The organism is Pseudomonas sp. CFBP 5748, from assembly GCF_053850495.1.
In genome coordinates, this window is the sequence record NZ_JBSPTN010000003.1 from 141,690 (window position 1) to 155,720 (window position 14,031).

The window sequence follows — 14,031 nt, forward strand, 5'->3', positions numbered from 1 at the left end:
ATGCACAACCAGCCGTTCGCCGCAGTGCGCTGCGCTCAGAATAAGTCGGGGATGTTGCAGTTCACTGACAGTCCCTAGCCTTGTTGGCTTTCAGCGGAAGAAAGTAGGCCGCCCAACCGCGCGCCATCAACATCAGGTTGGTGCCATCGCGTAACAGCAGGCTAGCGGTTGCCCGGCGCACCTCTTTGACGCTGACGCGACCGCGGGCGATGTCGAGACGGGCGAAGCCGTGCAGATGTCGCAGCACGTCGAACGCCATGAGTGCCGATGCCGCCAGGAAATAAAGGATGCGCTGCCAATAGGGAATGCCCAATGCTTGCAGCAGATCTGTGGTGACGTGCTGATGCGCGACTTCTTCCTGACAGTGCCATCGCCACAGGCGCGTCTGTGACGATGCGTTGGCCGAGAGCAGGCCGTGCTTGCGCAGGGCCACCCCGGAGATCACCGCCGTCACGTGTTCGAACGCCGCAGCCAAGGCCAGTTGCGCATTCAGTGACCATTTCGATTGCAGGGCTTGGAGATCCTTTTCGATCCCCAGTTCGTACTGCTTGACCTCAAAGCCCTGCTTTTCCAGCTGCTGGTTGTAGAGCCTATGGGCGCGTTGGTGGGCCCGTTCCTCGGCGACAAAGCGGCGCGAGTCCTCAGCAAGCGCCGAGGTCTGTTGCAGCTGCGCGGCGGACTTCTCCACCACCGAAATCACGAATTGTTCGCCGGCAGGGAGCAGCACCGAAAAGGCATCGAACAAGTACGTCTTGATCGGCGTGTCGTTCCAGAAAGGCTTGAAAGTATCGGCGTCGCAAGGCTTGTCGATGACCTGCTGTGGGGAAAAGTCCAAGGGTCAGTCCTTCATGCTTGAATGCGTGGCGCCGGCGGCAGCTATCTCGCGGATCAGCCCGGTGCAATAGCCATGAGTGACCTGCGCTTTTCGGGCATACACGTCGTCCTTCATGAGCGCGGCATGCACGTGGGGCAGGCGAAAACCCGGGATAGCCGGGTATAGGTGATGCTCGGCATGAAAGCCGACCCCGTGGGGGGCGATCAAGAGACGCTCCCACCAGGATGCAATGACCGTTCGAGAGGCGCCGTGGCCGGGCTGAGGCATCGCGAAGTGCTCCGCCACGTCGCGCCAATACAGCAGCGCCATCAACACCGTGAACATCGGTATAAGCCAGTACACCAGTGCCGCCAGCCACAAGTGGAACCCGGTCAGCACCGCCGCGAGCAGCAGGGCGAAAATCCATTGCCTGTACTGAGTGGCGGGAGGGCACTGCGAGGCCATTTTTGACGTCACCAGGGCGGTTCTGAATTCGTGGAGGCTGAACAGCCCGACGCAGTGCTTCAACATCAGCACAAGCATGCCGATGGCCGATTTGGGGAACCTGAATCGGTCCTGTCCCTTGCATGACACCCAGTTGGGGTCGTGGTCAGTGGCGGTATGCCGATGATGGGCGGCGTGGTCGCGACGAAAACCGAACAAGGTAATGGTGAAGGGCAGCGCCGTGAGAAAATCGCCCAATGTGTCGTTAAGCTCGGGACGAGTCCGGCTGAATTGCCGATGTGAAAACTCATGCATCAGGATCAGCAATGCATGCTGCCGGGTGGCGATGAACACAACGGCCAGCACCGAGGCGAAAATTGTCTGGGCCTGGATGGCCAGGCCCGCCGCAGACAGAATCAGCGCCCATTCCCAAAGCGTGCTGGCAAGCAAGCGCAAGGGCGCGGGGCGCCCCCACTCCAGTAACCGGGCACGCTCGACGGTATGTTCGTGCTGCCTGCGTGATTGCGCAGGCTCGGTAGGGTTAAACATCCGACAGCCTCCTCAGGCCCGAACCAAAGTAAGAAATGAGTACGGCTGCCAGGAGCAGCGCGCCGGTGGCAAGGAATACGGCCTGGAGGGACACGAACTGCAGAACCCAGCCCGCAATCGCCGCCGAGACTGGCGCCAGGCCAAAAAACACCAGCATGAACAGGCTCATGCCGCGCCCAAGCAGCCTCGGCGGCAATGAGCGCTGCAGCCAGGTGAATGCCATGACCTGGACGAAACCGCCGCAAACCCCGATAGCAAACAGCAATGCCACGCCTTGCCAAAGGGCGTCTATCCATCCCAATGGCATCAGCAGTACGGCGATGGCGGCGTCCACGACGAGCAGGGTGATGCCCAGATTGACCATTCGCAGTTTTGGCCGGGCGGTAAACATCAGCATGCCAAGCAGCGTGCCAGCCCCCTGCGCGCCGAACAGCCATCCCAGCGCGGTCGCCTCGGGCGTGAAGCGTTCATGGGTCAGCAGCGGCAAGGCGACCTGCACCGGCCCGCTCATGAGTAATGTCATGGCGGCCATGTAGGTCAGGTACGTGCGCAGACGTCGATCCTGAAAGAAATACCGCAAGCCCTCTGCCGTCGTCGTGATGACGCCGGCTTCGGGGCCAGGGGCTCGGCGCACAGGCAAGGCGCGTAGCCCGAACGCCGCCAGGGCGAAGGTGAACGCGTCGAGGGCGAATGCGATGACATAGCCGTCCAGCGCACCGTTAGCTGCCGACCTGGCGCCAGCGGGCAAGAATGCGCTGGCGATGACGCCTCCGGCGGCCACCGGACCGAGGGCGATGGTCACTTGCCGCAGTGCCAGGAAAACCCCGTTGGCCCGCTCCAGGTCGCGGGCATTGACGATGCCAGGCACCAGCGCACTGCCGGCGGGCAGCGTCAGGGCACTGAACAACCCCAACAGCGCCGCGCCCCCATAGATCACCGGTAAGCTCGCGTGACCGTGATAGACCGCCCAGGCCAGGCCGGACAACGCCAGCGCACTCGCGTAGCAGCCAAACATCCAGATCGAGCGGGCACCGAAGCGGTCAACCAGTGAGCCGCCCGTCAACAGGAACAGGGCACGGGGCAGGGCGAGTGCGGCGAATGCCCAACCAAGTGCCATCGGGTCTGGCGATACCACCATGATCAGCAAGGGGAAGGCGACCAGGGTGAACTGATCACCCAACATCGATGCCACGGCGCACGCCAGCAGGCGCCGGAAGTTTCGGTCGCGAGCCAGCGCCGGTGCCGGGCGCTCCAGCGCGAGGGCGGTGTTCACAGGCACGCGAAGAACAGTTTTTTCATGCGTTGCAACCAGGGCAGCGGGACACGCTTCCATATGAACGAAAGCCCGGACAGCGGCACTTTACCCAGAATCAACACGCCGACATCCAGCGAAGGCTCGTGGGGGAAATAGTTGTCTTTGATGGCGACAATCTTGCGAAAGCCTTTTTTGAAGTAGTAGCGCAACTGTGGGTCCAACGGCAGGCCCTGGCGCTCACTGCGCACGTACTGGGCGACCGTGATATCGGGATTCTTCGACAGCCAGCCCCTCAGGCCCGGAACGGGGGAGCCCAGGTAGACGTCTGACCATCCCTGTTTCAAGGCATAGGGCCAGAAAAATTCGAAAATGGCATTGGCCGCTTTCGAGTCGACACTGCTCAAGCTGATGCCGAACAACGTGCCGGTTCTGATGGCATCGTCACCGTGCTGTTTCCTGGCGCAATCTGCCCAGGTCGAGCACTGGCGTATGAGATCGTGGCGGGTAGGTTTCATGAACAACGACGCCAGCGCGGTACCGGTACGCGAACAAAACGCACCGACGCTCAGGGCAGGAAACGCGGCGATTCGTGAGGCCAGCATGGAAGCATCGGCACGCTGTTCCTCTGTCCATTTCCTGTGCTCGAGTTCGAGCAGTGAGGGGATATCGTCGCGGGATAGAAATCGAACGTTGATCTCACCAGCAAGGGTGGAGTCGTGGGGCTGCACGTCATGCGCCTGTTGCCAGGCGTTCGGGTATTCGGAAGCTGGGTTCTTCAGAAGTTTTTGCATCGCGTGGGCGGCTCACCGATTGAAGTGGATTGAATCAATCGGCGCCCACGCTATGGCACTGGTGTGAAAATCTGATGACGAAATGAATTTGGGCAAGCGAGGCCTTTGGCAGCGCCTACAGGTACTGGATCACCTCTCGCAACTCGCCAAGATCCGGCACGTTGCTGATGGCCGCTGCGGGGCTGGACCATGGATAGTCCAGGCTCGAGACCCAGGCCATGATGGCCGGCAGATCGCTCGCCGGCAGGGTTTTCATGTGCTCGATGGTGATGGTCAGGCGCTCGGCCAGTCTCGACTGGGGGTTGAATTGCCAGTCATACAAGCCACAGCCAACACGGGCCTCGCCGCTGCTCTTGTCGGACATCGCCACCAGCCATTTGCACCGGAACACGTTGGCGTCCGCCGCCGGTGGGGCGCCCAGGCAAAACGTGTAGACGTTTTCGAAGGTCTGGCCAAAGCGCCGGACCAATACGTCGCCAATGGCCGCCCGGCCTTCAACGTGGCCGGGAAAGGAAATAGAACCGGTGCGCACCACCATGTCCAGAACGGCATCTGGCGCAAAGGCCTGGTTCAGCAGGTGAGGGCGGTTACCGTCCTTGGCGTGGATGTACTGTTGAATCGAGAGTAGAGCCGTGTTCATCGCATGTCCTTATCAGGTTGAGAACGGCCTCGACCGAGGCTCACACATCACTGTTACATAAACCGAGCTCATGAAGATTGCCGGCAAACAGGTTAACTAAATTAATCAGTTTTCAGTCATTTGCGAATTTCCGGCAATTGCTTAAGCTTCCAGAGTCGCAATGCATTGGTCCGGCGTTATGCCTGAGATTATCAATATCGCCTTATTTTGCGTCTATCGATGGCTTTTATGAGCCTAAAAATTAAGAAACTTAACGGTTTCCTTTGGCGTTTTTTTTGGCATACTCCCTCCAGCGAGTCTGCCTCGGTGCCTGCTCGCTGAATATTAGTGCTGAATAATAACAATCCAACCAGCAGGAATTCACGCCATGAGCATCATCGGTCACCAAGCTGCGGCGGTCAGCGCCGAACAACTCGCCACAACGCTCGCGCAAATGAAGCAGGCCCATCTGGAGGAGGGGCCCGCAAGCCTGGAACTTCGCCACGATCGCCTCGACCGGGCAATTGCCCTGCTTCTGGAGAACCGCGAAGCCATCGTTGCCGCGGTGTCGGCGGACTTCGGTAATCGCGCCCGCGAGCAGACGCTGCTGTCCGATATCGCCGGTTCCGTGGCAAGCCTCAAGCATTGCCGCGAGCACCTGGCCGAGTGGATGCGACCAGAGTCGCATCCGGCGCCGTTCCCCGGTTGCCAGGCGCGGGTCGACTACCAGCCGGTGGGTGTGGTGGGTGTCATCAGTCCGTGGAATTTCCCTATCGTGCTGGCTTTCGGGCCCCTGGCAAGCATCTTTGCCGCCGGTAACCGGGCCATGCTCAAACCCTCTGAACTGACCCCGCGCACTTCGACGTTGATCGCCGAACTGATTGCCCGTTATTTCGACGCCCGTGAACTCACCACGGTGTTGGGTAGCGCTGAGGTTGGTGCGCTGTTCAGTGCGCAACCCTTCGACCATCTGATCTTTACCGGGGGCACCGCGGTGGCCCGGCACATCATGCGCGCAGCCTCGGACAATCTGGTGCCGGTGACCCTGGAGCTGGGCGGCAAGTCACCGGTGCTGGTCTCGCGTAGCGCCGACCTCGCCACGGTGGTGCAGCGGGTCCTGACAGTGAAGACGTTCAACGCCGGGCAGATCTGCCTGGCTCCAGACTACGTGCTGCTGCCGGAAGAGTTGTTGGAGGACTTCGTCGCCGAGGCCGTAGGCTTTGTCAGTGCCATGTACCCCACCTTGCGTAGCAACCCTGATTACACTTCTATCATCAACCCGCGTAATTTCGACCGTTTACAGGGTTACCTCGTCGATGCCCGCGCCAAAGGCGCGCGGCTGGTCGAGATCAACCCGGCCCAGGAGGATCTGAGCGATCGCGAGGTTCGCAAGATTGCCCCGACCCTGGTGCTCGATACCCACGAGCAGATGCAGGTGCTGCGCGAGGAAATCTTCGGCCCGCTGTTGCCGATCAAGACCTATCGCGATTTCGCTACGGCGATCGACTACGTCAACAGCCAGCCACGACCGTTGGCGGCCTATTATTTCGGCGAGGACGCCGCTGAGCGTCAGCAGGTGCTGGAGCGAACGACTTCGGGCGGCGTGGTGATCAATGACGTCATGAGCCATGTGCTGTTCGAGGCGCTGCCGTTCGGCGGTGTCGGTCACTCTGGTATGGGGGCCTATCACGGCGTCTATGGTTTCCGTACCTTCAGCCATGCCAAGGCGGTGGTGGTGCAGAGCCCGATCGGTGAGTCGAACCTGGCAATGCGCGCGCCCTACGGCGCAATGATCCATGGCTTGCTGGATCAATTGCTGACGGCTTGAGCCGCGAAGGAGTTTGACCATGAACGCGATGCAAACCCTCAAGGCCAAGCTGCTGCGCGCCTTTGCCAAGCGCATGAAAGGCAAGTTCACCTATGACGCGGCGCAGTATCCGCTGCGCGCGGTCGACGAGAAACTCATCCCGACGGCCTGGGGGCCGGCGCGGGCGCTGTTCTATTGGCCCAATTCGCCGTCCAGCGAACCTCTGCCGGTCTATCTGAACCTGCATGGCGGCGGTTTCGTGGCCGGGGTACCGGAGCATGACGACAGTTATTGCCGTCGCCTGGCACACAACCTCGGTTGCCTGGTGGTCAATCTGGATTATGTCCTGGCCCCCGAACATCCCTTTCCCGCAGGCTTGCGACAGAGCTTCGAGGTGCTTGAGTGGCTGGCCGGACAGGCCACGGCCCTGGGGATCGACCCACAACGCATCGCCGTCGGCGGGCACAGCGCCGGGGGCAACCTCGCTACCGGCGTGGCCAATCTGGCGCGGGGGCACCAACGGTTGCGGGTGGTGCATCAGGTCATCGACTATGCGGCATTGAATTTTACCCAGGATCCCGAGCTGAAGCTTTCGCCTCTCGACAATCCGTTACTCGGCACTGGCCTGATGCGCTTCTTCAATAGTTGCTACCTGAGTGATCCGGCCCATGCCCACGACCCACTGGCCTCACCGTTGCTGGCGCCGGTCGAGGCGTTGCAGGGAATGCCCGCCACCACGTTGATCACCGCCGAGTACGACATCCTGCGCGCTGAAGGGCAGGCCTATGCAGAGAAACTGCGTCAGGCCGGCGTTCCGGTAAACGAAAAAATGTTCCCAGGTTGCGACCATATGTTCACCCATCTGGGGCCGGATGCCTCGGCGCAGGAGGCCTGGCAACTCATCGAGGACTCCCTGCGTGAGGCGTTTTCAGGCCATTGCGTTAAGCTAGACACCTTTGCGAATGCATCAGCGCCGGGACACGTGCACCATGCCAATCAACAGGGCTCGTAATGCCTGACATCACTGCGCGGCCCGCCAAACGCGGTCGCCCGCCGCTGCGCAGCCGCGAGGAGCAGATGAGTCTGCTGCTGGATGCGGCGGCGCAGGCGCTCGGCAGCGGCAACTTCGCCAACGTCACCATGGATGCCATCGCCCGCGCCGCCGGCATCTCGAAGAAGACTGTGTATCTGTTGGTGGCGAGTAAGGAAGAGCTGCTCTCGCAGTTGGTGGCCCGTGACTTGTCCACCCTTGAACTGCTACTGGAAAGCGGTATCGACTGCGCCGAGGATCTGCTCAGCGAATTACGCATGTACCTGACCCTGTGGGCGCGCCTGACCCTCTCGCCATTGGCTCTGGGTCTTTATCTCATGGCTGCACAAGGGCGCGAGAATGCACCGGGCATTGCCCGGATCTGGTATCAGGAAGGCGCCGAGCGCTGCCTGAGTCTGTTGCGTGGCTGGCTGGGCAAGGCGGCGGGCAAGGGGTTGCTGGCAAACGAGAATGTCGAGGCGGCAATCGAATTGATCGATGCGCTGCTGATCTCCCAACCGCTCAAGCTCTTCACCCTCGGGGTGCAACAGAGCTGGTCCGACGAGCAGATCGAGCAGCGGGTCGAAGTGGCCATTGGCATGTTCGGTCGCTGTTTTATCCAGCATGCGCCCGCGCCTTGAGCGCACTCGGACGACACCGTTACTCCCTCGCCGATCTGCGCGACAGGCGATAGGACAACTGGGCGCGGGTCAGGCCGAGCCGACGGGCCGCTTCAGAGACATTGCCTTTCACCTCGCTCAGGCAGTGGTCAATCATGGTGTCCTCGATCTCTTGCAGCGACAGTCGACTCAGATCCTTTCCGCCGAACAGGGCCTGGATCGCTTCATCGCCTGTGTCGGCTGCCGCGGCAGTCGGACGCTGGACGGGTGCCTGGTCATTCGGGGCTGCAGCCAGTTGGCCGCGAGTGCCGATGGAGAACATCGGCAGGGCCAGGCGTTCACCGCTGGTAAACAGGTGCGCCAGGTCGATTGCGCCGCCATCCGGGGCGCTGATCACGCCACGTTCCACCAGGTTCTGCAACTCGCGAATATTGCCCGGAAAGTCATAGGCCAGCAGGGTGTCGGCGGTGCGCGGGGTGAAGCCGCTGATCTGCCGACCGTGGCGCTGGGTGAAGCGATGCAGGAAGTGAGTCATCAGCAGCGGGATGTCTTCCTTGCGTTCGCGCAGCGGCGGCAGGTGAATCGGAAATACGTTCAGACGGAAGAACAGGTCCTCACGGAACTCGCCACGCTGGGCGGCGGCGCGCAGGTCGACGTTGGTCGCAGCGACCACCCGTACATCGACTTTCAGGGTACGACTGCCGCCAACCCGCTCGACCTCGCCTTCCTGGAGTACGCGGAGCAGCTTGCCCTGGGCCACCAGGCTGAGGGTGGCGATCTCGTCGAGGAACAACGTGCCGCCATCGGCGCGCTCGAAGCGTCCAGCGCGCGATTGAGTGGCACCGGTGTAGGCTCCGCGCTCGACACCAAACAGCTCCGACTCCATCAGGTTTTCCGGAATAGCCGCGCAGTTGATGGCGACGAAGGGCTCATCGTGGCGTGGGCTGATGCGATGCAGCATCCGGGCGAACACTTCCTTGCCGACCCCCGACTCACCGGTAAACAGCACCGTCGCCTGGGTCGGCGCGACCCGCCTTAACATGTGACAGGCGGCGTTGAAGGCCGAAGAGATGCCGACCATGTCGGTGTCTTGCGCCGGTGTCGGATCCGCTTGCAGGCCAGCGGGCAGGGCACCTTTATCGTTACGGCTGTCCGCCGACACGCTGCGCCCGCCGGTGCTGACGAAGGGTTCGGCGTTGAGGTCGGCCAGATCCGCTTCGGCGTCTTCCCATTCCTCGGCGGGTTTTCCGACCAACCGGCAGATGCTGGAGCCAGTGGAGCGGCATTCGACCTCGCGGTAGAGGATCAGTCGCCCAACCATCGCCGAGGTGTACCCGATCGCGTAGCCGGTCTGCATCCAACAGGCCGGCTCGGTGCCGATGCCGTATTGGGCGATGTGCTCATCATCCTCGCTGGAGTGGTGCCAGAGGAACTCGCCGTAATAGGTGCCCAGATTCATGTCGAATTCGAAGTGCACCGGCTCGACCTTCACCGCGCCCTCAAGCGCATGGATGATCGGGCCGGCGGCAAACAGCGCGAGGATGTCGGCTTCGGGAAAGCGTTCCTTGATCAGTGCCGCGTCCCGCGCGCCGCAATGGTAGCCGGTGCGCAGCATGATCCCGCGCGCGCGGGCCAGGCCCATGCTTTCAATCAGTTCCCGGCGTAGCGCACCGATACCGCTGTTGTGCATCAGCAGCATGCGTGCGCCATTCAACCAGATGCGCCCATCGCCGGGGCTGAACAGCAGGCATTCGGTCAGGTCTTGCAGGGTGGGGGCAGCGCCGGGTGGCAATTGCTCGCTGGCGCCACGCCCGGGTTTCTTTTGTGCTCCACGGGAGAGTTCGGCCAGGGAAATCAGCTTGTCTGCCATAAGAAACCCTTAATTTGAGTAATCATAATCTGCATAGTGCAGCATGAAATTACTGAAATCATCACTTTTCTGAAGCCCTCCATCCCACTCGCTTCACGCCTTTTATCCCTATGTCGGCTGAATGCCCCGTGCTTGAGCGGTTGCCTTGTCATTGCCAAGAGATGGCATATCGCTTGCTACAACTAGTTACCGATATTAACTAATTCGGCAAGAACAATATGGCTTGGTTGTCGCTTTCGTGAGGCAGCACAAGCGTGAATCGGGGAACCCGTATGAAGCTGACTAATAAAAGGATCGTCGTGACCGGGGTCTCCTCGGGCATCGGCGCTGAAACAGCTCGAATCCTGCGTGCCCACGGCGCCATCGTCATCGGCATGGATCGCAATGAACCCCACCTGAGCCTGGATCATTTCATCCAGGCTGATCTCAGCCACCCAGACGCCATCGACGCGGCGGTGCAGCAACTGCCGGACACCATCGACGGCCTCTGCAATATCGCCGGGGTGCCGGGCACCGCCGATCCACAACGGGTTGCCCAGGTCAACTACCTGGGGCTGCGCCATCTCTGCGCAGCGGTGCTGCCACGCATCCAGGCCGGTGGCAGCATCGTCAACGTGGCTTCGATCCTTGGCGCGGAGTGGCCACAGCGGGTGGATCTGCACAAGGCGCTGGCCCGTACCGATAGTTTTGCTGACGGCCAGGCCTGGCTGGCCGAGCACCCGGTACCCCGGGAAAGCTGCTACCAGTATTTCAAAGAAGCCTTGATCGTCTGGAACGCCCTGCAGGCCCAGCCATGGTTTATGCAGACCTCGGTGCGTATGAACTGCGTGGCACCTGGGCCGGTGTTCACCCCCATCCTGGGTGATTTCGTCGCCATGCTCGGTAAAGAGCGCATCGACGCTGACGCCCATCGCATGAAGCGCCCGGCCTACGCCGACGAGGTGGCGGGCGCTATTGCCTTTCTGTGCGCCGACGAATCTCGCTGGGTCAATGGCATCAATCTGCCCGTTGATGGCGGCCTGGCATCCACTTACGTCTGAACGAGGAACCTTAAGCCAACGCTTTTTCGTGCAACTCACTGCCGGTCGTTTTCGAGCGAACGGTCGGCTCATAAAACATGCTTCCAACAACAAGAATAATGAGGAACAACATGCATAACTCTCGTTGCTATCCAGGCTTCAAGCGTTCCGCCATGGCGCTCTCGGTTTGTCTGGCGAGCTGGGCCACCCAGTCCCAGGCCGCGCAAATAGATTTGGGCGACAGTGAATGGCGTTTGCGTTGGGACAACACCATCAAGTACAGCCAGGCCTGGCGACTCAAAGGCGCTGACAACAACCTGGTCAACGCCCCCACGGCAGGCGGCTTGTATCCCTCGATACAAAGTCAGGGCGACAAGAACTTCAGCAGCGGCCTGGTCTCCAATCGCCTGGATCTGTTCAGTGAAATGGACCTGAGTCGAGAAAACTACGGCCTGCGCCTCAGCGGCGCGGCCTGGTACGACGATGTCTATAACAAGGACACCGACAGCAGCGAACAGCGGGATTTTCTCGACGATACTCGCGAATTGCACGGGCGTGACGCCGAGTTGTTGGATGCCTTCGTGTTCGTGCGTGGTGATGTCGGCGAGTCGAGCCAGGGCACCGTGCGCCTCGGCCGGCATAGCCTGATCTATGGTGAAAGCCTGTTCTACGGTGGCAATGGTATCGCCGCCGCCCAGGGGCCTAGCGACATCGTCAAGTTGCTCAGCGTACCGGGTACCCAGTTCAAGGAAATCCTGCGTCCGGTCAATCAAGTGTCCGGGCAATTGCAGATCAACCCGCAATTGTCCGTGGGTGCCTACTATCAATTCGAATGGGAGCGTTCGAACCTGCCAGGGGCGGGCAGCTACCTGAGCGATAACGATGGCATCGGCAAAGGTTCGGGCGATTGGACTGAAGTGTTTGGCAACACCACCGTCCATGCCTCCGATATCGAGGCCAAAAATTCCGGGCAGGGCGGCATGCAACTGCGCTACAAGCCGGAAGGCACCGAACTGGAGCTGGGCTTTTACGCCGCCAAGTACCACGACAAGGCCCCTAGCGCGCTCTATGCCTACCTGGACGGTGCGGCGGCGGCCGCCACCGGGCTGCCGATCCTCGGCTCTTACCGCCAGGTCTACGCCGAAGACATCAAGACCGTCGGGGTCAGCTTCTCCACCGCTCACGGCCCGTTCAACTTCGCCGGCGAGACCTCGGTGCGTTGGGATGCCCCATTGGTGAGCAACCTGCAGGTGGTGACGCCTGGCATGGCCGCGGACAACAGCGGCGACGCGCTCTACGCCAAGGGCAAGACCGCCCACGTTAACCTCTCGACCATCTACCTGCTGTCGCCTGGCGCGCTTTGGGACGGTGGCTCGGTACTCGCCGAACTGGCCTGGAACCGCACCCTCAGCGTCACCGAGAACCGCGCGGCATTGGACTCCAACACCACCCGTGACGCCACTGCTCTGCGCGTGCTGGCCGAACCGGCTTACTTCCAGGTGGCTGATGGCCTCGACCTGACCGTACCGATGGGTTTTGGCGTGGTGCTCGATGGGCGTTCCTCAGCGGTCAGCAAGGCCGGTTTTGGCAATACCCACGCCGGCGACTGGAGTGTCGGCCTCAAGGCCACCTACCTGCAGCGCTGGGACTTCGGCATCAATTACGTGAACTTCTTCGGCAAGACGGCGGCAGGGCTGCGCGAAGACGGCAACTTCAGCTACGGGCAATCGCTGGCCGACCGTGACTTCGTTTCCATGTACGTGAAAACCACATTCTAATAAGAGGTTTCATCCGCTATGCAAAGCAAATTTTCCTTGCGTATTTCGGCCTTGGCCATTGCCTTGTTGAGCGCCGGCCTGGTGCAGGCGGCGGTTTCCCCAGAGCAGGCCGCACGGCTTAACACCGATCTTACGCCGCTGGGCGCCGAGCGCGCCGGCAACAAAGACGGCAGCATCCCGGAGTGGACGGGGGGCTACACCAAAGCGCCGGCAGGCTACAAGAATGGCGACAAGCGTGCCGATCCATTCGCCGCCGACAAACCCCTGTACTCGGTCAGTGCCTCCAACATGGCCCAGTACGCTGACCAGTTGGCCGAGGGGACCAAGGCCCTGCTGCAGAAGTATCCGGCCTACCGCCTGGACGTCTATCCGACCCGGCGCAGTGCCGCAGCGCCCCAGTGGGTGTATGACAACACCCTGAAGAACGCGACCCGTGCCACCCTCGATGTGGCCTCCGAAAAGGTCAGCGGCGCCTATGGCGGGATTCCGTTCCCACTGCCGCAAAACGGTGCCGAGGTGTTGTGGAACTACCGGCTGTCCTGGCAGGGCGGCGATACCTTCTATGCACCTTTTGACACCTGGCTGATGACCGCCGGCGGCAAGAAGATCCAGGCCACCCGCGCACGTTTCTGGTACCAGCACCCCTACTACTTCAAAGAGGGTAGCCTGGAGACCTTCGACGGTAAGTTTCTGGTCGGCAAGCTGGCCACTGAGCTACCGTCCTCCAAGGCCGGCGAGGGGTTGATGACCCACTGGGACATGGACCCCGGCAAACGTGCCGCCTGGCAGTACCTGGTCGGCCAGCGTCGGGTACGGCGTGCGCCGAACATTGCCTATGACACGCCGGACTTCGTCACCTCGGGCGTCGGTTTCTTCGACGAGGCCTTCATGATCTTCGGCCCGACCGACCGTCACGACCTCAAGCTGGTTGGCAAGAAAGAGTTGTTGGTGCCCTACAACAACAACCGCGCGGCAGCGGCGAGCAGCGACGAGTTGGTCAAGCCAGGCTTCCTCAACCCGGATCTGGTGCGTTGGGAGAAGCATCGGGTATGGGTCGTGAGCGCCACGCTCAAGGACGGCAAGCGTCACGTGGTGCCCAAGCGCACCTATTACGTGGACGAGGACTCCTGGCAAGTGCTGCTGCTCGATGGCTATGACGCTCAAGGCAAGTTGGGGCGGCATAACTATTCGCTGACGCTGCTGGCGCCAGAAATGCCTGCACTGACAGCTCAAATGATGTGGGGCAGCTACAACCTGGAAACCGGTGCCTACTTCCTGAACTCCTCGGCCAATGACCTGGATGTGCAGTACCAGAGCTATCCGCGTCCACCGTCCGCGTTCTTCACCCCTGATGCCATGGCCAGCGACAGCATGCGCTAAAGGATTGCCCAGGGCGCCGAGGCCCAGGTTTCGGCGCGTGGTGTGATGGGTGTTT

12 protein-coding genes are annotated in these 14,031 nt (G+C 61.3%); 6 read left to right on the forward strand and 6 right to left on the reverse strand.

Annotation, left to right across the window (positions count from 1 at the left end):
• Positions 1-61: 61 nt before the first annotated feature.
• The 5 genes from ACWNZ1_RS08330 to ACWNZ1_RS08350 form a co-directional block, all read right to left on the reverse strand.
• On the reverse strand, positions 62-835 hold the full coding sequence (locus ACWNZ1_RS08330; protein WP_256452856.1) for a metal-dependent hydrolase: 774 nt from the start codon (positions 833-835) through the stop codon (positions 62-64).
• A gap of 3 nt (positions 836-838) precedes the next feature.
• Complete coding sequence (locus ACWNZ1_RS08335) at positions 839-1,807, reverse strand: fatty acid desaturase family protein (protein WP_135845421.1); 969 nt, start codon at positions 1,805-1,807, stop codon at positions 839-841.
• Positions 1,800-3,080, reverse strand: a complete 1,281-nt coding sequence (locus ACWNZ1_RS08340; protein ID WP_256452857.1) for an MFS transporter — start codon at positions 3,078-3,080, stop codon at positions 1,800-1,802. The genes ACWNZ1_RS08335 and ACWNZ1_RS08340 overlap by 8 nt, the downstream gene beginning before the upstream one ends.
• Positions 3,077-3,853 carry a hypothetical protein gene (locus ACWNZ1_RS08345; RefSeq protein WP_178084256.1) on the reverse strand — a complete coding sequence of 259 codons (777 nt, stop codon included), beginning with the start codon at positions 3,851-3,853 and terminating at the stop codon, positions 3,077-3,079. Before ACWNZ1_RS08345 ends, ACWNZ1_RS08340 begins: the two co-directional genes overlap by 4 nt.
• A 115-nt stretch (positions 3,854-3,968) precedes the next feature.
• Positions 3,969-4,493 carry a hypothetical protein gene (locus ACWNZ1_RS08350; protein WP_135845423.1) on the reverse strand — a complete coding sequence of 175 codons (525 nt, stop codon included), beginning with the start codon at positions 4,491-4,493 and terminating at the stop codon, positions 3,969-3,971.
• Positions 4,494-4,860: 367 nt separating this feature from the next.
• Here ACWNZ1_RS08350 and ACWNZ1_RS08355 point away from each other — a divergent pair, with 367 nt between their 5' ends.
• The 3 genes from ACWNZ1_RS08355 to ACWNZ1_RS08365 are packed head-to-tail and all read left to right on the forward strand — an operon-like array spanning position 4,861 to position 7,950.
• The gene (locus ACWNZ1_RS08355; protein WP_256452858.1) at positions 4,861-6,300 is read left to right on the forward strand and encodes a coniferyl aldehyde dehydrogenase; all 1,440 of its coding nucleotides are present in this window, start codon (positions 4,861-4,863) and stop codon (positions 6,298-6,300) included.
• A 19-nt stretch (positions 6,301-6,319) separates the two neighbouring features.
• Entirely contained in the window at positions 6,320-7,291 is a 972-nt protein-coding gene (locus tag ACWNZ1_RS08360) for an alpha/beta hydrolase (protein WP_256452859.1), read from the forward strand.
• Positions 7,291-7,950: a TetR/AcrR family transcriptional regulator gene (locus tag ACWNZ1_RS08365; RefSeq protein WP_135845426.1), complete on the forward strand. Its 660-nt coding sequence runs from the start codon at positions 7,291-7,293 to the stop codon at positions 7,948-7,950. The genes ACWNZ1_RS08360 and ACWNZ1_RS08365 overlap by 1 nt, the downstream gene beginning before the upstream one ends.
• 19 nt (positions 7,951-7,969) lie before the next feature.
• Here the strand turns inward: ACWNZ1_RS08365 and ACWNZ1_RS08370 are convergent, their stop codons facing one another.
• Entirely contained in the window at positions 7,970-9,799 is a 1,830-nt protein-coding gene (locus tag ACWNZ1_RS08370; protein WP_256452860.1) for a sigma-54-dependent Fis family transcriptional regulator, read from the reverse strand.
• Between the two features lie 272 nt (positions 9,800-10,071).
• Between ACWNZ1_RS08370 and ACWNZ1_RS08375 the strand changes: the two genes are divergently transcribed.
• The 3 genes from ACWNZ1_RS08375 (at position 10,072) to ACWNZ1_RS08385 (ending at position 13,976) form a co-directional block, all read left to right on the forward strand.
• Positions 10,072-10,839, forward strand: coding sequence for a coniferyl-alcohol dehydrogenase (locus ACWNZ1_RS08375; RefSeq protein WP_135845428.1), 768 nt, complete (start codon positions 10,072-10,074; stop codon positions 10,837-10,839).
• 110 nt (positions 10,840-10,949) lie between these two features.
• The gene (locus tag ACWNZ1_RS08380; protein WP_135845429.1) at positions 10,950-12,596 is read left to right on the forward strand and encodes a DUF1302 domain-containing protein; all 1,647 of its coding nucleotides are present in this window, start codon (positions 10,950-10,952) and stop codon (positions 12,594-12,596) included.
• An 18-nt stretch (positions 12,597-12,614) separates the two neighbouring features.
• Complete coding sequence (locus tag ACWNZ1_RS08385) at positions 12,615-13,976, forward strand: DUF1329 domain-containing protein (protein WP_135845430.1); 1,362 nt, start codon at positions 12,615-12,617, stop codon at positions 13,974-13,976.
• Positions 13,977-14,031: the final 55 nt, after the last annotated feature.

What these genes read in the sequence shown, in the direction of transcription:
- ACWNZ1_RS08335 (WP_135845421.1), bottom strand. Translation starts at nt 1,807, where the DNA reads ATGTTTAACCCTACCGAGCCTGCGCAATCACGCAGGCAGCACGAACAT.
- ACWNZ1_RS08345 (WP_178084256.1), bottom strand. Translation starts at nt 3,853, where the DNA reads ATGCAAAAACTTCTGAAGAACCCAGCTTCCGAATACCCGAACGCCTGG.
- ACWNZ1_RS08350 (WP_135845423.1), bottom strand. Translation starts at nt 4,493, where the DNA reads ATGAACACGGCTCTACTCTCGATTCAACAGTACATCCACGCCAAGGAC.
- ACWNZ1_RS08355 (WP_256452858.1), top strand. Translation starts at nt 4,861, where the DNA reads ATGAGCATCATCGGTCACCAAGCTGCGGCGGTCAGCGCCGAACAACTC.
- ACWNZ1_RS08360 (WP_256452859.1), top strand. Translation starts at nt 6,320, where the DNA reads ATGAACGCGATGCAAACCCTCAAGGCCAAGCTGCTGCGCGCCTTTGCC.
- ACWNZ1_RS08365 (WP_135845426.1), top strand. Translation starts at nt 7,291, where the DNA reads ATGCCTGACATCACTGCGCGGCCCGCCAAACGCGGTCGCCCGCCGCTG.
- ACWNZ1_RS08370 (WP_256452860.1), bottom strand. Translation starts at nt 9,799, where the DNA reads ATGGCAGACAAGCTGATTTCCCTGGCCGAACTCTCCCGTGGAGCACAA.
- ACWNZ1_RS08375 (WP_135845428.1), top strand. Translation starts at nt 10,072, where the DNA reads ATGAAGCTGACTAATAAAAGGATCGTCGTGACCGGGGTCTCCTCGGGC.
- ACWNZ1_RS08380 (WP_135845429.1), top strand. Translation starts at nt 10,950, where the DNA reads ATGCATAACTCTCGTTGCTATCCAGGCTTCAAGCGTTCCGCCATGGCG.
- ACWNZ1_RS08385 (WP_135845430.1), top strand. Translation starts at nt 12,615, where the DNA reads ATGCAAAGCAAATTTTCCTTGCGTATTTCGGCCTTGGCCATTGCCTTG.